This is a genomic window from Providencia sp. UF-183, from assembly GCF_058246155.1.
On sequence record NZ_JBSICD010000019.1, the window covers coordinates 81037 to 100180 of the forward strand.

At 42.2% G+C, this 19144-nt stretch carries 14 protein-coding genes and 1 other RNA gene; 10 read left to right on the forward strand and 5 right to left on the reverse strand.

The features are described 5' to 3' along the window. Window positions 1-109 precede the first annotated feature (109 nt). Window positions 110-970 carry a posphoenolpyruvate synthetase regulatory kinase/phosphorylase PpsR gene (gene ppsR / locus AC4IFT_RS16835; protein WP_490752002.1) on the reverse strand — a complete coding sequence of 287 codons (861 nt, stop codon included), beginning with the start codon at window positions 968-970 and terminating at the stop codon, window positions 110-112. Window positions 971-1235: 265 nt separating this feature from the next. Here ppsR and ppsA point away from each other — a divergent pair, with 265 nt between their 5' ends. Next, window positions 1236-3614 carry a phosphoenolpyruvate synthase gene (gene ppsA / locus AC4IFT_RS16840; protein WP_490752004.1) on the forward strand — a complete coding sequence of 793 codons (2379 nt, stop codon included), beginning with the start codon at window positions 1236-1238 and terminating at the stop codon, window positions 3612-3614. Between the two features lie 372 nt (window positions 3615-3986). Here the strand turns inward: ppsA and rprA are convergent. Then, an RNA gene (gene rprA / locus AC4IFT_RS16845) (antisense sRNA RprA) lies at window positions 3987-4097 on the reverse strand. 224 nt (window positions 4098-4321) lie between these two features. After that, window positions 4322-5437, reverse strand: coding sequence for an AI-2E family transporter YdiK (gene ydiK / locus AC4IFT_RS16850; protein ID WP_490736198.1), 1116 nt, complete (start codon window positions 5435-5437; stop codon window positions 4322-4324). Between the two features lie 256 nt (window positions 5438-5693). Here ydiK and ydiJ point away from each other — a divergent pair, with 256 nt between their 5' ends. From ydiJ to AC4IFT_RS16895, 9 genes are all read left to right on the forward strand, one after another. Next, on the forward strand, window positions 5694-8747 hold the full coding sequence (gene ydiJ / locus AC4IFT_RS16855) for a D-2-hydroxyglutarate dehydrogenase YdiJ (protein WP_490752005.1): 3054 nt from the start codon (window positions 5694-5696) through the stop codon (window positions 8745-8747). Next, window positions 8747-9163, forward strand: a complete 417-nt coding sequence (gene menI, locus AC4IFT_RS16860; RefSeq protein WP_490736202.1) for a 1,4-dihydroxy-2-naphthoyl-CoA hydrolase — start codon at window positions 8747-8749, stop codon at window positions 9161-9163. The genes ydiJ and menI overlap by 1 nt, the downstream gene beginning before the upstream one ends. A 408-nt stretch (window positions 9164-9571) precedes the next feature. After that, entirely contained in the window at window positions 9572-9940 is a 369-nt protein-coding gene (gene sufA / locus AC4IFT_RS16865; RefSeq protein ID WP_047757040.1) for a Fe-S cluster assembly scaffold SufA, read from the forward strand. A gap of 16 nt (window positions 9941-9956) precedes the next feature. Further along, window positions 9957-11456, forward strand: a complete 1500-nt coding sequence (gene sufB / locus AC4IFT_RS16870) for a Fe-S cluster assembly protein SufB (RefSeq protein ID WP_490752007.1) — start codon at window positions 9957-9959, stop codon at window positions 11454-11456. A gap of 45 nt (window positions 11457-11501) precedes the next feature. After that, a complete protein-coding gene (gene sufC / locus AC4IFT_RS16875) occupies window positions 11502-12248 on the forward strand; it encodes a Fe-S cluster assembly ATPase SufC (protein ID WP_219248684.1) in 747 nt (248 codons plus the stop codon). Further along, entirely contained in the window at window positions 12223-13530 is a 1308-nt protein-coding gene (sufD, locus tag AC4IFT_RS16880; protein ID WP_490752008.1) for a Fe-S cluster assembly protein SufD, read from the forward strand. Before sufC ends, sufD begins: the two co-directional genes overlap by 26 nt. Before the next feature lie 4 nt (window positions 13531-13534). After that, window positions 13535-14773, forward strand: a complete 1239-nt coding sequence (sufS, locus tag AC4IFT_RS16885) for a cysteine desulfurase SufS (protein WP_490752009.1) — start codon at window positions 13535-13537, stop codon at window positions 14771-14773. Window positions 14774-14809: 36 nt separating this feature from the next. Beyond that, window positions 14810-15226, forward strand: coding sequence for a cysteine desulfuration protein SufE (gene sufE / locus AC4IFT_RS16890; RefSeq protein WP_219248681.1), 417 nt, complete (start codon window positions 14810-14812; stop codon window positions 15224-15226). 213 nt (window positions 15227-15439) lie between these two features. After that, window positions 15440-16504 carry a L,D-transpeptidase family protein gene (locus tag AC4IFT_RS16895; RefSeq protein ID WP_490736209.1) on the forward strand — a complete coding sequence of 355 codons (1065 nt, stop codon included), beginning with the start codon at window positions 15440-15442 and terminating at the stop codon, window positions 16502-16504. Between the two features lie 97 nt (window positions 16505-16601). Here AC4IFT_RS16895 and AC4IFT_RS16900 read toward each other — a convergent pair whose 3' ends face one another. Further along, complete coding sequence (locus AC4IFT_RS16900) at window positions 16602-16838, reverse strand: major outer membrane lipoprotein (protein WP_353242221.1); 237 nt, start codon at window positions 16836-16838, stop codon at window positions 16602-16604. A gap of 415 nt (window positions 16839-17253) precedes the next feature. Beyond that, the gene (gene pykF, locus AC4IFT_RS16905) at window positions 17254-18666 is read right to left on the reverse strand and encodes a pyruvate kinase PykF (protein ID WP_490736211.1); all 1413 of its coding nucleotides are present in this window, start codon (window positions 18664-18666) and stop codon (window positions 17254-17256) included. Window positions 18667-19144: the final 478 nt, after the last annotated feature.

Sequence of the window (19144 nt, forward strand, 5' to 3'; positions counted from 1 at the left end):
CTTGAATAGGCTGTCGCCATATAAGTGATAAAGATCACAATAAACGAATATGGCTTAATTTCAACCTCCAACGTATATTGAATGAATATTTTTTTTTATTTTATATTCACTAAAATATACGTCTTTGTAACCCCATGGTATCAATCACTTTTGCAGAAATCTCTTCTACAGAATAGTTAGTAGTATTTAAGTAATTGATTTTATTCTGCCTAAATAACGCTTCCACTTCAGCAATTTCAATTCGGCACTGCCGAATAGAGGCATAGCGGCTATTTTCACGACGTTCTTCACGGATTGCGGCTAACCGCTCTGGGCTAATGGTCAAACCAAATAATTTGTGGGTATACGGGCGTAGTGCTACTGGCAGCTGCAAGTTATCCATATCATCTGCGGTGAATGGGTAGTTTGCTGCTTGAATACCAAATTGCATGGCTAAATAAAGGCTGGTGGGTGTTTTACCACAGCGGGAAACGCCAATTAAAATCACTTGAGCCTGGTCAAGATTTCTTAGAGAGATACCATCGTCGTGAGCCAGTGTGTATTCAATTGCAGCAATGCGTGCATCGTATTGATTCATATTCTGCATAGATAAACCGTGGGTTCGATTCAGTTTAGGCTCAGGCTCCAGACCAACTTCCTTTTGAATTGGTGCAACAAGGCTTTGCACGATATCTTGGCAAAACCCAGAGCTTTGGGTGATTATTTGTTTAACCTCAGGGGAGATGATGGAATAGAACACCAAAGGGCGAATTTGTGTTTCTGTATAAAGTGCGTCTATTTTTTGTTTGATTTCTTCTGCACGGGTCGGTGTAGTGACAAACGGTAAGGTATAAGAGGTAAATGAAAGGGGGAATTGAGAGAGCACAGCATGCCCTAAAGTTTCAGCTGTAATCGCTGTACCATCAGAAATAAAGAAAACAGTGCGTTGAACTTGGCTGGCCATTGTATTCATTGCTCCTAATTCGGTCATTGTTATTAGTCTCTTATTGTATTTATCACTGGTTATCGAGAGATATTATCTTTGTTTAAAGTTTAAAAATTAGTTTATAGGGGGAAGTATAGCCATTTTTTGAACGATTTTTAGAACAAAAAAGTTTTCTTAATTGATGGAACGATTCACCTGTCCATCTTCTCATAGCGTCTGTGCTAGTCTATTTCACGAGGCGATATTTCGCCAACGAGATTTTTTACGATTTGTACTCTGTCACTAAATTGCTATAAAAGGATCGCTTTCAATGTCCACAAATGGCCTCACTCCGTGTAATGTACTTTGGTATAACCAATTAGGGATGAATGATGTTGACCGTGTGGGAGGTAAAAATGCCTCTCTCGGTGAAATGATCACTAACTTATCTGATCTGGGTGTATCCGTACCTAACGGTTTCGCGACAACCGCACAGGCGTTTAATGATTTTCTGGAGCAGAGCGGTGTAAATCAGCGCATTTACAACCTGCTAGATGAAACGGATATTGATGATGTGAACCAACTGGCTGTAGCAGGTGCTCAGATTCGTCAATGGGTGATTGATACCCCACTGACGAAGGAGTTGGAACAAGATATTCGTGATGCGTTTGCTCAGCTTTCTGAAGGTGAAGCGGAAGCTTCATTTGCTGTGCGTTCGTCTGCGACAGCAGAAGATATGCCAGATGCTTCATTTGCAGGGCAACAAGAAACATTCTTAAACGTTCAAGGTATTGATGCGGTTTTAGTTGCGATTAAACACGTATTCGCCTCTTTATTTAATGACCGTGCAATTTCATATCGTGTGCACCAAGGCTATGACCACCGTGGTGTGGCATTATCTGCGGGTGTACAAAGAATGGTTCGCTCTGATTTAGCATCATCGGGTGTGATGTTCACCATTGATACCGAATCTGGTTTTGATCAGGTTGTTTTCATCACTTCAGCTTATGGTTTAGGTGAGATGGTGGTGCAAGGTGCGGTGAATCCCGATGAGTTCTATGTTCACAAAGCAACATTGAAAAATAACCGCCCTGCAATTGTGCGCCGTACCCTTGGCTCTAAAAAATTACAAATGGTGTATGCCAACAGTAAAGAGCACGGCAAACAAGTGCAAATTGAAGATGTACCAGAAGCGTTACGCAATCGTTTCTCTTTGACAGATCTTGAGGTTGAAGAACTGGCTCGCCAAGCATTGCAGATTGAAAAACATTACGGTCGCCCAATGGATATTGAGTGGGCAAAAGATGGCCATAATGGGCGTCTGTATATTGTTCAAGCAAGGCCAGAAACTGTACGTTCTAATCAGCAAGTAATGGAACGTTATCAGTTAAAACAGCAAGGTCAAGTGCTGGTGGAAGGGCGTGCCATTGGTCATCGTATTGGCGCTGGTAAAGTGAAAGTTATCCATAACCTCAACGAAATGGATAGAATTCAGCCGGGTGATGTGCTGGTCACTGACATGACAGACCCTGACTGGGAACCTATCATGAAAAAAGCGGCTGCGATTGTCACCAACCGTGGTGGGCGTACATGTCACGCAGCAATTATTGCTCGTGAACTGGGTATTCCTGCGGTAGTAGGCTGTGGCGATGCAACAGAGCGCTTACAAGAAGGCCAAAATGTGACGGTTTCTTGTGCTGAAGGCGATACAGGTTTTGTGTATGACGGTGAGTTAGCATTTGAAATTCACAGCTCAGAAGTGAGTGATATGCCGGATCTGAACGTCAAAATTATGATGAACGTAGGTAACCCTGACCGTGCATTTGATTTTGCCTGTTTACCAAACGAAGGTGTGGGTTTAGCGCGTCTGGAATTTATCATTAACCGTATGATTGGAGTTCACCCAAGAGCACTGCTGGAATTTGATAAACAATCGCCTGAATTACAAGCTGAAATTCGTGAAATGATGGCAGGTTATGAAGACCCGATTGAGTTTTATATCGGCAAATTAACTGAAGGGATCTCAACGTTAGCGGCTGCATTCTGGCCAAAACGGGTGATTGTTCGCTTATCTGACTTTAAATCTAATGAATACGCTAACTTAGTCGGTGGCGATATTTATGAGCCAGAAGAAGAAAACCCAATGTTAGGTTTCCGTGGGGCTGGGCGCTACGTATCTGATAGCTTCCGCGCATGTTTTGCGTTGGAATGTGAGGCAGTTAAGCGTGTGCGTAACACTATGGGCTTAACTAACGTTGAAGTGATGATCCCGTTTGTGCGTACTGTTGCACAAGCTGAGTCTGTCATTGCAGAGCTGGCGAAGCATGATTTAAGGCGTGGTGAGAACGGTTTAAAAGTGATTATGATGTGTGAAATTCCATCAAACGCACTGTTAGCCGATCAATTCCTTGAACATTTTGATGGTTTCTCAATCGGCTCTAACGATATGACTCAGTTGACATTAGGCTTAGATAGGGATTCTGGCGTTGTTTCTGAATTATTTGATGAGCGCAACGATGCTGTTAAAGCGATGCTTTCTATGGCGATAAAAGCGGCGAAACGACAGAATAAATATGTGGGAATATGCGGCCAAGGGCCATCTGATCATCAAGACTTTGCTCAGTGGCTAGTTGACGAAGGTATTGATAGCTTATCATTGAACCCAGATACTGTGGTTCAAACGTGGCTAACAATCGCAGAAAACCAATAGCAAAAACTATTCATTAATAGAAAAGGCCGATTAGGGAATACTTAATCGGCCTTTTTACCAATTTGTAATTCCTATTATTGCAATTGGTAATAATAATGGCTTAATAAGATAGATATAAAGGAGACGCGAATGATTATGCATTTAATATGTCATGTATATTCTAAATTAACGTGAATTATTACACATAATAGGTGTAATAATGCGTGGTGATGAGTTAATCATTAACGTGATTAATTAAAAAAGAAAGAGTAGAACATAATACGAAGGGAGTATATTTACTTATTTTAAATAAATTGAAAGTTGACTTCAATCAATGTTTATAAACTGATGATTTAATTTGGATGTGAATATTATTCATATTGAATATTTAGGCAAAAAAAAAGCCTATCATGGGCTGACAGGCAAAGACTACACACAGCAATTCGGTTATATCATTACGCTTATAAGGGGTCAGCATAGTGATTGGATTCATTTGATTCAATGACAGGATAATAAACTAATTAAATTACCCAATCATTAAGAACACTCTCAATATTAATATTAGCTATTGTTACGTAAAGAGAAATATTCAATGGTTTTATGTTAACATAAATTAAGCTGAATACTAACATTAGAATGTTAAATATTGTTTCTAAATATTAATGAGAATGAACCCGTTAATGAAACAGACATGCATTCAATAAACATATCTGTTTCGGTTAATAAAACTATTTCTTAATCAAGAACTCTTCTTCAAGAAATTTTTCAGTTTCGCTTAAGTCTTCGCTTGGGAGTGCGACTTCGTTCATCCAAGCTTTTAATAAGCTGTATGAAACCGCTAAAACAACAGGGCCAATAAACAGGCCTATCATACCAAATGATAAAATTCCGCCGATGACGCCGACAAGAATAAGTACCATCGGTAAGTCAGCGCCCATCTTAATCAACCATGGTCGTAGTACCCCATCCATAGTCGCAACAACAGCAGCCCAAACAGCCAAGATAATGCCCCACGTAGTGTCGCCAGTCCAAAATAACCATAATACTGAAGGGATCATAATTAATAATGGCCCTAATTGGGCGACGCAGCAGATAAACAGCAATACCGTTAGAATAGCGGCGTAACTAATGCCTGAGAGTGCAAGACCAACGCCACCCACAATCGCTTGGATCAGTGCGGTTACCACCACTCCAAGTGCAACTGCGCGGATGGATTGAGCGGCTAAGACAACAGCCGCATCACCTCGGATCCCCGCTAAGCGAACCGCAAAGTGGCGAATGCCTAGCATCACTGATTCGCCTTTTAGATATAACAGGCCACTGAAGAGAAGCATCAACATTAAGTGGAAAATAAAACGCCCAGCACTAATTGCTTGTGTCGCAAACCAACCAGCTGCCTGCCCAAAATAAGGTTGAATTTTAGCCAGAAGAGCATTACCGCCACTGGCAACAAGACTATGCCATGCGTAATAAATCTTTTCACCGACCATAGGGATTGTGTTTAGCCACTCTAAATCGGGTAATGTGAGACTAGATGGCGATTTTGCCAGCTCAATGAGCGGGGAGCTATTTTCAATGATGCTGCCGATTAAGATACCCAGGGGGATCACAAACAACAGTAAAATGAGAAGAACCATGACTAAGGCAGCAAGCCATCTTTTATGCCATAGGCGTGCCTCGAGGCGTAATAGTAGCGGCCAAGTCGCAATGACCATCATTCCTGCCCAAACAAAACCAAGAATAAAGGGATTAAGTACCCAAAAGCAGGCCGCTATCATTAAAACGATGGATAGCAGCCCGAAAATAAGTTTGGGAAGATCCAAACGTTTTTGCGATTTTTCCATTAATGATTGATCCTTAACAAATGAAAATTCTGCATGTGTCGGGTTTTTTAAGGCGAAAATAACGTAATTATTTTTCACGGTTAAAAAAAACAATATTGTGATATGGTTCATGATGACAATGTCATCAGCGGCTGTACTGTCTTTACAGGCTGTGAACTCAGCTTTTCATAAACCTAAGACACTATTGTGCAACTTAAAATAAAGATAGTACATAACGAGTAATGCGAACACTAAACAACAAGAGTCATCGTTAATAATGATCCCGCGTATATCAGAAGCACCTCATCTCAGCCAACTCGTCATCACGTTCTTGCATGAGCTACAAGAACACGGTTTTACGGGTGATACTGGCACCAGTTATGCAGAAAGATTATCCATGGCGACAGACAACAGTATTTATCAGTTGTTGCCCCAAGCCGTTGTTTTTCCACGCTCCAGTGCTGACGTGCAAATTATTACACGCGTTGCAGGGCAAGAAAAATACCGTGAGCTCACTTTCACCCCTCGTGGCGGCGGTACGGGAACAAACGGACAATCCTTAACGGAAGGGATTGTGGTGGATATGTCCCGCTATATGAACCGTATTTTAGAAATTAACCCAGAGCAGGGTTGGGTGAAAGTTGAAGCGGGGGTCATAAAAGACCAGCTTAATCAATTTCTAAAACCATACGGCTATTTTTTCTCGCCTGAATTATCGACCAGTAACCGCGCCACATTAGGTGGGATGATTAATACAGATGCGTCGGGCCAAGGCTCGCTGGTGTACGGCAAAACTTCTGACCACGTATTAGGCGTTAAGGCCATGGTATTGGGAGGTGAATGCCTCGATACACGGGCTATGCCTATTGCACTCGCCCAAACGATTGCGTCTGAAGATTCAGTAGTCGGGCGTATCTATAAAACAGTATTAGAGCGCTGCCTTGAGCAACGTCCGTTAATTGAAGCGAAATTTCCCAAGCTTAACCGCTTTTTAACAGGCTATGATTTACGCCATGTGTTTAATGATGAATTAACAGAGTTTGACCTCACGCGTATTTTAACGGGTTCAGAAGGCTCCCTTGCCTTTATCACAGAAGCGACATTGGATATTACGCCTCTCCCTAAAGTACGTCGCTTAGTCAACGTAAAATATGACTCGTTTGAGTCTGCTTTGCGTAATGCGCCTTTTATGGTGCAGGCCAAAGCGTTATCTGTTGAAACGGTTGATTCAAAGGTGCTTAACCTTGCAAAAGAAGACATCGTTTGGCATTCCGTTAAAGCCTTAATTACAGATGTGCCAAACAAAGAAATGTTAGGGTTAAACATCGTTGAATTTAGCGGCGACGATGAAGATGAAATCAATCAATTGACTGAAAGCCTATGCCAACGCTTAGATGAATTAATGGCAAGCAATCAAGCAGGCGTGATTGGCTACCAAACCTGTCATGATCTTGAAGATATCACTCGCATTTATAATATGCGCAAAAAAGCGGTTGGGTTACTGGGGAACAGCAAAGGGGCCGCTAAGCCCATTCCATTTGTTGAAGATACATGTGTTCCACCTGAGCATCTTGCGGATTATATTGTTGAATTCAGGGCGTTGCTGGATAACCATAAACTCAACTATGGTATGTTTGGTCATGTGGATGCAGGGGTTCTACATGTGCGCCCTGCGTTGGATATGTGCGATCCACAGCAAGAAGTATTAATGAAACAAATTTCTGATGAAATTGTTGCATTAACAGCGAAATACGGTGGGCTTCTTTGGGGGGAGCATGGCAAAGGCTTCCGCGCGGAGTATAGCCCTGAGTTCTTTGGTGACATGCTGTACGGTGAATTACGTAATATTAAAGCGGCATTTGACCCTGACAACCGTTTGAACCCGGGCAAAATATGCCCACCTGCGGGTTTAGATGCGCCAATGAAACAAGTTGATGGCATCAAACGCGGCACTTACGATCGTCAAATCCCTGTGCAGATGCGCCAAGAGTTCCGTGGTGCTATGGATTGTAATGGTAATGGGCTCTGTTTTAACTTTGATGTAAAAAGCCCAATGTGCCCATCGATGAAAATCAGCGGTCAGCGTATTCATTCACCAAAAGGGCGTGCGACGTTAGTGCGTGAATGGCTAAGATTACTTGCAGAGCAAGGTGTGACACCTGAGCACCTTGAGAAAGGTATCACGCAGAGCCAACCATCTTTACGTGGACTGATTGATAAAACACGCAACACGTGGCGAGCTAAGCTAGGGGATTATGACTTCTCCCATGAAGTGAAAGCCTCGATGTCAGGGTGTTTGGCGTGTAAGGCGTGTTCAACGCAGTGCCCAATTAAAATTGATGTGCCATCGTTTAGAGCGAAATTTTTAGCGTTATATCACGGGCGCTATTTGCGCCCAGTTCGTGACCATATCGTCGCGAATGTGGAAGCCAGCGCGCCGTTGCTATCAAAAGTGCCGGGTGTTTTTAACTTTTTCTTGCGTCAAAACATCGTGCAAAAATTAAGTGAACGCACTATTGGTATGGTGGATTTACCGCTGTTTTCGCAACCCACCTTAAAACAAGAGCTTTCAGGCCATGCGGCGGTTGCCGTAACGTTAGAGCAACTTGAAGGAATGAGCGCTGGGCAACGGGAAAACTATGTTTTGGTGGTGCAAGACCCTTTTACCAGTTATTACGATGCAAAAGTGGTTGCGGATTTCGTGCGATTAATCGAAAAATTAGGTTATAAACCTGTTTTACTGCCTTTTTCCCCAAATGGTAAAGCACAACATATTAAAGGTTTTCTGGCTAAATTTGCGAAAACAGCCCGTAAAACGGCAGATTTCTTAAATCGTGTGGCAAAGCTGCAATTGCCAATGGTGGGCGTCGACCCTGCGTTAGTTTTGTGTTATCGCGATGAATATCATGAAATTTTAGGTAAAGACCAGTGCCAATTTACGGTAATGTTGGCGCATGAATGGTTAATTACTTTGCCTGAACCACAAATTGCACAAACAAGTGCAGCACAGCCATGGTACTTTTTCGGGCATTGTACCGAGTCGACAGCACTGCCAAACAGTGCGAATCAATGGGCATCTTTATTTGCTCGCTTTGGTCAGCAGCTTAACAATGTGAGTGTGGGCTGTTGTGGAATGGCAGGGACTTATGGGCACGAGGTTGCAAACCTTGAAAACTCAAAAGGAATTTATAACTTATCTTGGAAAGGGGCGATGTCGTCACTGCCAAAAGAGCGTTGTTTAAGTTCAGGTTACTCTTGCCGCAGCCAAGTAAAACGCATGGAAAATACGTTAATAAAACACCCGATTCAAGCTTTGTTGGAGATTGTTTAATGATTTGGAAACGTCAATTTGATTTAGCACAATTAGCTGAAATGTCAAAAACTTGCATGCTAGGGCACATTGGTATCGAAATCACCAAAGTCGGTGACGATTATATGGAAGGCACGATGCCGGTGGATGAACGAACAAAGCAGCCTTTTGGGTTGCTGCATGGTGGTGCATCCGTGGTATTGGCTGAATCATTAGGATCTATCGCAGGTTATATGTGCACCGAAGGTGAACAGCGTGTGGTCGGTGTTGAAATTAATGCGAACCATGTTCGTGCAGCGCGTTCAGGTATTGTACGTGGCGTTTGCAAGCCCATCCATCTCGGCCGGCGTCAGCAAGTCTGGAACATTGAAATTTTCAATGAGCAAGGCAAGTTGTGTTGCACATCACGTCTGACAACCGCCGTTTTATTTGAATAACTCCTTTCTTTGTCTACCTCGTTTTCGGGAAAATATCTCGAAAACGAGTTGTTGTTTTTATTAATTGCCCCCATCTACATATTCAGATGAATGCATTTTCATTTTTATCAAATAAATTAAGTTGTATAATAAATGCATCTTTATTAATTTGTGTCATTTTTGTGTATTTATTAGTACAAAATTAAATAAAAAATGTAACTCTATTTATTCGTTATTTTTCATTGTTTTAGATGGTTTTCTGGTTTCTTTTGTTCAATAAATGACCTTGGTTTGAGTAAAAAAAGTACTAAAATAGCTATAACCTCTTAAAACAAATGGTTGAAGTAGCATAGGTAATCATTACCATAGGGTAGACAGAGTTAATCTCCTGATAACAGGCTGAAAAGCCATAAGAAATGTGGGGTCAATATGACTGACGGTGTAGAGACATTTTCATTTGATGAAAACAATTGGCAGGGAGTTAGCCTGACACAAAGCGCTGCAAAACAAATCAAAAAATTGATGGTGCAAAACCCAAACACCAAAGGGCTTTCACTCGGCGTTAAACAGTCTGGCTGCGCGGGCTTCGGTTATGTATTTGAAATGATCGAAAACCCAACCGACAACCACCTGTTATTTGAACTCGATGGGGCACACCTTTATGTGCCAAAAGAAGCAATGCCATTTATTGATGGCACAGTCGTTGATTACGTCCAAGAAGGGCTGAATCAAATTTTCAAATTCAATAACCCGAAAGCCCAACATGCCTGTGGGTGTGGTGAAAGCTTCGGCGTTTAACATGTGAAGTCAGATTATGTCACAGAGCAATGTAGAAGTTGGCGATGATGTTCAAAGCTGGCTTGATGACCAGCGTTATAAAGAGGGCTTCTTTACGGAAGTCGCAACAGATGAAATGGCAAAAGGGATCAACGAAGATGTTGTCCGCGCTATTTCAGCGAAACGTAATGAGCCTGAGTGGATGTTACAATTCCGCCTTGATGCCTTTAATCATTGGAAAGGCATGGAAGAGCCACATTGGCTCAAAGCCCAATATCCAAATCTTGATTATCAGGATTACAGCTATTATTCCGCGCCATCTTGTGGCTCGTGTGATGATACCTGTGGTTCACAATCTGGGGCAACCCAAGCAACAGGCGTTGCTGAAACCAATAATTACTTAACGGCGGAAGTCGAAGAAGCGTTTAACCAACTAGGTGTGCCTGTTCGTGAAGGTAAAGCCGTTGCCGTTGATGCCATTTTTGACTCCGTGTCAGTGTCGACCACATACCGTGAAGACCTTGCGAAACACGGCGTGATTTTCTGCTCATTTAGCGAAGCTATCCAGGAATACCCTGAATTGGTTCAGAAATACTTGGGCAGTGTCGTTTCAAGCCACGATAACTTTTTCGCAGCGTTAAATGCGGCGGTCGCTTCTGATGGCACCTTTGTGTACATTCCGAAAGGGGTACATTGCCCAATGGAGCTTTCCACTTATTTTCGCATTAACGCCGCTAAAACAGGGCAGTTTGAACGCACTATTTTGATTGCGGACGAGGGTAGTTACGTCAGTTATATCGAAGGGTGTTCAGCGCCCGTTCGTGATAGCTACCAGCTACATGCCGCCGTTGTTGAAGTCATTATCCACAAAGATGCTGAGGTTAAATACTCCACTGTCCAAAACTGGTTCTCCGGTGGGGATAGCGAAGAAGGCGGGATCTTAAACTTCGTGACTAAGCGTGCATTGTGTGAAGGCGAAAATTCCAAAATGTCGTGGACGCAGTCTGAAACAGGCTCCGCGATCACGTGGAAATACCCAAGTGTGATCCTTAAAGGGGATAACTCAGCTGGTGAGTTCTTCTCTGTGGCACTGACCAACGGTAACCAGCAAGCAGATACCGGTACTAAGATGATTCATATCGGGAAAAATACCCGTTCAACGATTATCTCAAAAGGGATTTCTGCGGGTAAGAGCCAAAACAGCTACCGTGGTTTAGTCAAAATTCTGCCAAGCGCCCAAAACGCGCGTAACTTCACGCAGTGTGATTCCATGTTAATTGGTACACAGTGTGGCGCGCATACTTTCCCTTATGTGGAAGTTAAAAATAATACGGCACAGCTTGAGCACGAAGCCACAACATCACGTATTGGTGAAGACCAGCTGTTTTACTGCTTACAACGTGGAATTAGTGAAGATGATGCTATCTCCATGATTGTAAATGGTTTCTGTAAAGATGTGTTCTCGGAGCTTCCTTTAGAGTTTGCTGTAGAAGCACAAAAATTGCTGGCGATCAGCTTAGAACACAGCGTTGGCTGATCCTTATCGAGTTTATTTGCGCGTAAGCGCTAAAGGCATGTAAATATGTTAAGTGTTAAAGATTTACACGTGAGTGTAGAAGGTAATGAGATTTTAAAAGGGTTATCTCTGGAAGTGAAGCCAGGGGAAGTTCACGCTATCATGGGCCCAAATGGTTCAGGTAAAAGTACATTATCAGCAACACTTGCGGGTCGCGAAGAATATGAAATTGATAGCGGTTCAGTGACCTTTAAAGGCAAGAATCTATTTGAATTAGATCCAGAAGAACGAGCGGGCGAAGGTGTTTTCTTAGCATTTCAATACCCAGTCGAAATTCCTGGTGTGAGTAATCAATTTTTCTTACAAACAGCGGTTAATGCAGTGCGTGAATATCGTCAGCAAGACGCATTAGACCGCTTTGATTTCCAAGATTTTATTGAGGATAAAATTAAATTGTTGGAAATGCCAGAGGATTTATTAGCACGCTCAGTTAACGTCGGTTTCTCCGGCGGTGAGAAAAAGCGTAATGATATCCTGCAGATGGCAGCGCTAGAACCACAACTTTGCATTCTTGATGAAACAGACTCAGGTCTGGATATTGATGCTCTGAAAATTGTGTCGAACGGTGTGAATTCACTGCGTTCTCCTGAGCGTTCATTCATTATTGTGACACACTATCAACGCATTTTAGATTATGTAAAACCTGACTTTGTCCACGTTTTATATCAAGGGAAAATCATCAAATCAGGTGATTTCAGTTTAGCGAAAAAACTGGAGGAGCAGGGTTATGGCTGGCTTATTGACCAACAGTGAAAGAGCACAAAAGCGTGCTGAAGTTGCTGCGCTCAATGAGCAAGCAATGTCACGCTTTGCAACGCTGTTTGAACAACGCTTAGGCGAAAATTCCCAGCATGCAAAAAACCATTGGGAGCAGGCTAAACAAGTCGGCTTACCTGCATTTCGTCATGAAGATTGGCATTACACGCCACTAAAAAGCGTATTAAATACACATTACCATTTTAGTGATGCAGATGCTGTCGCGAGCGAATGTGAAAAGTTAGCTTTACCGATTGATGCTTATCGTATTGTATTAATTGATGGGCGCTATAGTTCAGCGCTGAGTTCTATTGATGTCGGGCCATTCCAAGTGTCTCTGCTCGATAATCAAGATTTACTGCCTGCGCCTGTCAATAGCGAAATCTTTTTGCATTTAACGGAAAGCTTGGCGGTGCAACCGTTAGTTATCCACTTAGCAGCAAATAAAGTAGCAGAAAAGCCGTTGTATTTACTGAATATTTCGAGTGGCAAAAATGATGAGCAGGCGATGAATATCAGCCAATATCGTTATCATTTAACCTTAGATACCAACAGTAAAGCACAGGTCATTGAGCACTTTGTTAGTTTAAATGGCCAAGCGCATATGACGGGAAGCCGTTTAACCGCAGAAGTGGGTGATAACGCAGACTTTAGCCACTTCAAATTGAATGTGGAAAATTCACAGGCGCAACATTTTGCCCATAACGACATCGTAGTTGGACGTGATAGCCGCGTTAAAAGCACCAGTTTCTTATTAGGTGCTGGCTTAACACGTAACCACACAAGTGCTCGTCTTGATGGTGAAAATACCGAGCTTGAGCTTAACAGTTTACTGTTACCAAAAGACAACGAAACTGCGGATACGCGGACGTATTTAGAGCATAACAACAGTTTCTGTAACAGCCGTCAATTGCATAAAGTGATTGCGATGGACAGCAGTAAAGCGGTGTTTAATGGGATGATCAAAGTTGCCCCAAATGCACTGAAAACTGATGGACAAATGACGAACAATACCCTGTTGCTCGGTGATAAAGCTGAAATCGATACGAAGCCACAGCTTGAGATTTATGCAGACGATGTGAAATGTGGTCATGGTGCGACAGTGGGTCGAATCGATGATGAACAATTGTTTTATCTGCGCTCAAGAGGAATTGATGGCAAAGCAGCTAAGCATATGATCATCATCGCGTTTGCCGCAGAATTGACAGAGTCTATTGAGTCGGAAGAGTTAAAGCACGCTGTGATGGCAAACATCCGCCAGCGCTTAGCGGAGGTTTAATCCCATGTCGTTTGATGTTGCGTTAGTCAGGCAGGATTTTCCTGCCTTATCACAATCAGTGAATAACCATCCACTTGTCTATTTAGACAGTGCAGCGAGTGCGCAAAAACCGTTGCAAGTTATCGAGCGCGAGAGTGAATTTACGTTACATCAGTATGCCGCGGTTCACCGTGGCATTCACACACTCAGTGCCAATGCGACAACCATGATGGAAGAAGTGCGCCAAAAGGCGGCGGATTTCATCAATGCAGGTTCAAACGAAGAAATCGTTTTTGTGAAAGGTACCACTGAAGGGATTAACCTCGTTGCGAATAGCTACGGGCGCAAACATCTCTTTGAAGGCGATAATATCGTCATTACTGAGATGGAGCACCATGCCAATATCGTTCCTTGGTTTTTATTAGCCGAAGAAATTGGTTTTGAAGTCCGCGTGATCCCTATCTCAGATGATGGAACATTGCAGCTAGATAAACTCAATGAATTGATCGATACACGAACACGCTTATTGAGTTTTACGCATATTTCGAACGTGCTAGGCACTGTCAATCCAGCCAAAAAGATTATCCAACAAGCACGTGATATTGCTTCGCAAAAAGGCAGTGAGCTGGCAATTTTGGTGGATGGCGCGCAAGGTGCGATGCATCAACAGGTTGATGTACAGGACCTGGACTGCGATTTTTATGTGTTCTCTGGGCACAAATTATACGGGCCAACGGGTATTGGTATTCTGTTCGGCAAAAAGGCTGTCTTAGATGTGATGCCACCATGGGAAGGCGGCGGGGCGATGATCCGCCAAGTTAGCCTAACTAAGGGAATTACCTTTGCAGATGCGCCTTGGCGTTTTGAAGCGGGTACGCCAAATGTGAGTGCAATTATTGGGTTAGGCGCCGCATTTGACTATTTGACTGCATTAAATTTACGCGATGTCTTTGCTTATGAAGCGCAAATCATGGCGTATGCATCGCAAAAGCTTAAAGAGATTCCGTCCATTAGGTTATACGGTAACGACCAACGTGAAGGTGTTTTGGCGTTTAATCTTGGCGAGCACCATGCCTATGACGTTGGGTCTTTTTTGGATAGATATGGCATTGCTATCCGAACAGGGCACCACTGTGCTTTACCTTTGATGGAGCATTACCATGTTCCTGCTATGTGCCGCGCTTCGGTGGGAATTTATACCACTAAAGAAGATATTGATGCGTTATTCAATGCGTTACAGCGCATTAAAAAATTGTTAGGCTAAGCACAAAGAATTAAGTGAATGGTAAAGGAAGTGAGTATGCCTGCATTACCCGATGAAAATAAATTATTACGTAATTTTGCACGTTGCCAAGATTGGGAAGAGCGTTATTTGTATATGATTGAGCTAGGTGGGCGTTTGCCTGAGCTTAATGAAACACAAAAAAGTGATAGCAATCTAATTGCGGGTTGTCAAAGCCAAGTTTGGATTGATATGCAGCTACAATCTGATGGCACAATTACCTTTGCAGGGGATAGTGATGCTGCAATCGTTAAAGGGTTAGTGGCGATTGTTATTATTCTTTTTCAAGGTAAAACACCGCAGCAAATTTTAGCGTTAGATGTAAAATCCTTTTTTGAGCAATTAGCGTTAGAACAACATTTAACCCCTTCACGAACCCAAGGGTTGAATGCCATGATCCGTACCATCTTAGCCCGTGCAAACGAGTTAGTTTAGTTTTACCGAGGGAGCAACTCCGTTCCCTCATCTCATTTTTTCTCTTAACACCCCACCAAATCTAACATTCATTAAAATGCAATCATCGTATAAAGATTTGCTCAATAATATTCGTTAACTAAAATATTCATTAAGTATTAAAGATATTAAGAATAGTTGCTATTATGAGCAATAATCATTGCGTTATTGTAATTACACTATTTTGGAGTCGGTATGAAAAGAGTTTTAACGGTGGCAAGTTTGTTTGTCATGAGTGCATTATTAGCGCCAGCTCAGGCAAAAGAGTACCCATTACCTGATAGTAACACCCGATTAATCGGGGAAAATTACACCTATATCGTGCCTAATGATGGTCGCCCCCTTGAAGCGATTGCCAGTGAACATGAAATTGGCTTATTAGGGATGCTTGAGGCAAACCCAGGTACTGACCCTTATTTGCCAGAAGCGGGTAAAGCGCTCATTATTCCTGCACAAATGTTGCTGCCATCAACGCCAAGAACAGGCATAGTGATTAATTTGGCCGAGTTACGTTTATATTATTACCCTGCAAACAGCGATAATGTCGTTGTATATCCAATTGGCATTGGCCAATTAGGCCGTGATACACCTGAAATGGTCACATCAGTTAGCCAGTCGATTAAAGACCCAACATGGACACCCACTGCAAATATTCGTAAAAATTATGCAAAAGAAGGGATTACATTACCTGCAGTCGTGCCAGCAGGGCCTGAAAATCCAATGGGGTTGTACGCCTTACGTTTGGCTCACGGTCGTGGTGAATATCTAATTCATGGTACCAATGCGGACTTCGGAATTGGAATGCGCGTAAGTTCTGGTTGTATTCGTTTACGTCCTGATGATATTGAGGCGCTGTTTAAAACGGTTCCAAAAGGAACTCGCGTTCAAGTTATTGACCAAGCAGTAAAATATTCTAAAGAGGCGGATGGGAGTTATTATATTGAAGTGCATCAGCCATTATCTCGCTCAAACAATGATGATCCGCAAACGATGCCAATCAAACTCTCTGACGATTTTAAGCGCTTTCTTGAAAATGAAGGGATAGATAAGGCTTTGGTCCAAAAAGAGCTTGCAAGGCGTTCTGGGATGCCTGTACGTATAAATAATGATCAGGGTACTAATGAGCCAGCGCATGAAAACCAATATGAAGGGTTAACACCGATTGAGCCGTTCACCATTTCACAGCCAGGCCCGATTTATGATGGCAAAATCGGCGCATTACTACCTGCCAAATACCGTTCCTCACTAGCTGTGCAATAACCAGCACAAAAAATAAGGGCCTATTTTCATAGGCCCTCATAAATACTATCAGCTTCTAAAAAAGCATCGTTTCAACTAGATAACGACCAAATCGAACTTATTTTTTGTAAGTACGAACTTGGTTGTCCAGACGTTGGTTAGCACGTGCTGCTTCTTCTTGAGCTGTCTGAACATCAGAACGCAGTGACTGAACGTCGTTGCTCAGTTGATCAACTTTACCATTCAGAGTTTGCACGTCTGAAGAGAGTTTTTGCACGTCAGTGCTGTTAGAACAACCCGCTAGTAATGCTGAAGCTAATACGATAGAGCCCAGTAGAATTTTAGTACGAATCATTATTTTACCCTCTAGATTGATTATCTTGAAAATATAAAGAGCAAGTCACCAAATAATAGAGCCAAGACGATTATCTTTAAGCTTGCTATATCCCTTTAAAACAACCTAATGAAAATTAGGGTATGGCACTTACTAAGTCTTATGCTAGTACTTAATTTAAAGATTTGCTAGAAATACTTTACATTTAGTCGTAGGAAAAAGAAGAAAAATTTAAATTAAGATCAATGAAGGTTGTTATTTGAACAGCTAAAGGACATTTTGTGATATTACACTTAAATAGAGATAGGATATTTGCTAAAGAAATCTAAACGGACAAATAGTTAAGTCAAGATAGCATTTAATGTTAACTAAAAATAGAAAAAGCCGATAGCTGAATTAACCGCTATCGGCTTTTAAGCATTCTATAAAATATTAATTACAGAACGTGAACAGAAGAAGTATTGGTTGTACCACTTTGGACTAATGCACCAGAAACCATAACAACTGCATCGCCTTCAACCGCTAAACCACTTTCTAATGCAGCGCGTTTACCTTCACGGTAGAAGTCATCGGTAGAAGTGAAACCGCCAACAATCATTGGGATCACACCTTTTACTAACAGTAACTGGCGTGCAGTTTCTTCATTTGTGGTTAAGGCCAGGATTGGTGCTGTCGGGAAGTATTTACGAACAGATTTCGCTGATTTACCACCGTAAGTAGCAACAACAATCAGTGGAACGTCTAGTTTTTCAGACATTTCAACTGCACCACGGCATACCGCTTCAGTAACACGTAAGCGCTGGCTTGGTTTTTGGTTGTCGATACGAGTTGGCATCACACGGTCAGTACGCTCACAGATAGTTGCCATGATAGTGACAGCTTCTACGGGATATTTACCTTTCGCACTTTCACCTGACAACATAACTGCGTCAGTACCGTCTAAAATGGCGTTCGCCACGTCACCTGCTTCAGCACGAGTCGGGCGCGGGTTTTTGATCATTGAATCTAACATTTGTGTTGCAGTGATCACGACTTTGCGAGCCTTAACACATTTTTCAATCATCATTTTTTGCGCGAAGATAACTTCTTCGACTGGGATCTCAACACCTAAGTCACCACGAGCAACCATGATGCCGTCAGAGGCTTCTAAGATCTCATCAAAATTGTTTAAACCTTCTTGGTTTTCAATTTTAGAAATAATTTGGATGTTTTCGCCACCGTGTTTTTTCAGGTGAGCACGAATTTCTTCCACATCAGAGCGTTTACGGATGAAAGAAGCGGCAACGAAGTCCACACCTTGCTCACAACCGAAAACTAAGTCTTCTTTGTCTTTTTCTGCTAACGCAGGCAGACCGATAGAAACGCCAGGCAGGTTAACACCTTTTTTCTCACCAAGATCGCCATTGTTTAAGACTTCGCAAACCACTTCAGTAGCCGTGACATTGGTGACTTTCATACCAATAAGGCCATCATCAACTAAAACAGTGTTACCGACTTTTAGGTCAGCAGTTAAGCCAGGGTAAGTGACAGCAACTTTGTCTTTATTACCGACAACAGATGTGTCAGTGGTAAACGTAAAGGTTTGACCTGCAACGAGAGAAACATCGTTACCGCCTTCTAATTTCATGGTGCGGATTTCAGGGCCTTTAGTGTCCAGCAGGATAGCTGCTTGTTTACCAGTTTTTGCACAAACAGAGCGAAGATTTTTGATGCGTTGACCATGTTCTTCATAGTCACCGTGGGAGAAGTTCAGACGCATGACGTTCATGCCCGCATCTAACAGTTGGGTCAGTTTTTCTTCAGATTCGGTTTTTGGACCGATAGTACAAACAATTTTGGTTTTTTTCATGGCAGTCTATCTAAGGTTATAAAGGAAATCGGTATTGCCGCCGATGCTTAGTGCGCATGATAAAACTTGTTGCGCAACTCATTTATAAGAATAGGCGACAGTCTGGTGTTAAATTCATATTATCATAAAATTTGTCACAATTTGATTCTAATTATAGTGTAGTCGACAAACTTCATTAAAGCTAACGTACTGATTTATTGTTGGTGAAACCTTTCAGCCAACGGGAGTATTATAGACAACAAAAAACTGTGAGACAAATCAAATTTTACTAAATTGAATGAAGAGATAGCTAAGATCAATTATTCGGTTGATTTTAAGTGAGTTAAATTGTTGCGCAACAAAATAAGGCAAGTTGAAGTGACAATCAAGGAAAATATTGGGATATAAATGAAGATGTTAGAAAATGGTGCGTCCGAGTAGACTCGAACTACCGACCCCCACCATGTCAAGGTGGTGCTCTAACCAACTGAGCTACGGA

Excerpts from the sequence above, each read along its gene's own strand:
- ppsR (WP_490752002.1), bottom strand. The coding sequence starts at position 970 with ATGACCGAATTAGGAGCAATGAATACAATGGCCAGCCAAGTTCAACGC.
- ppsA (WP_490752004.1), top strand. The coding sequence starts at position 1,236 with ATGTCCACAAATGGCCTCACTCCGTGTAATGTACTTTGGTATAACCAA.
- ydiK (WP_490736198.1), bottom strand. The coding sequence starts at position 5,437 with ATGGAAAAATCGCAAAAACGTTTGGATCTTCCCAAACTTATTTTCGGG.
- ydiJ (WP_490752005.1), top strand. The coding sequence starts at position 5,694 with ATGATCCCGCGTATATCAGAAGCACCTCATCTCAGCCAACTCGTCATC.
- menI (WP_490736202.1), top strand. The coding sequence starts at position 8,747 with ATGATTTGGAAACGTCAATTTGATTTAGCACAATTAGCTGAAATGTCA.
- sufA (WP_047757040.1), top strand. The coding sequence starts at position 9,572 with ATGACTGACGGTGTAGAGACATTTTCATTTGATGAAAACAATTGGCAG.
- sufB (WP_490752007.1), top strand. The coding sequence starts at position 9,957 with ATGTCACAGAGCAATGTAGAAGTTGGCGATGATGTTCAAAGCTGGCTT.
- sufC (WP_219248684.1), top strand. The coding sequence starts at position 11,502 with ATGTTAAGTGTTAAAGATTTACACGTGAGTGTAGAAGGTAATGAGATT.
- sufD (WP_490752008.1), top strand. The coding sequence starts at position 12,223 with ATGGCTGGCTTATTGACCAACAGTGAAAGAGCACAAAAGCGTGCTGAA.
- sufS (WP_490752009.1), top strand. The coding sequence starts at position 13,535 with ATGTCGTTTGATGTTGCGTTAGTCAGGCAGGATTTTCCTGCCTTATCA.
- sufE (WP_219248681.1), top strand. The coding sequence starts at position 14,810 with ATGCCTGCATTACCCGATGAAAATAAATTATTACGTAATTTTGCACGT.
- AC4IFT_RS16895 (WP_490736209.1), top strand. The coding sequence starts at position 15,440 with ATGAAAAGAGTTTTAACGGTGGCAAGTTTGTTTGTCATGAGTGCATTA.
- AC4IFT_RS16900 (WP_353242221.1), bottom strand. The coding sequence starts at position 16,838 with ATGATTCGTACTAAAATTCTACTGGGCTCTATCGTATTAGCTTCAGCA.
- pykF (WP_490736211.1), bottom strand. The coding sequence starts at position 18,666 with ATGAAAAAAACCAAAATTGTTTGTACTATCGGTCCAAAAACCGAATCT.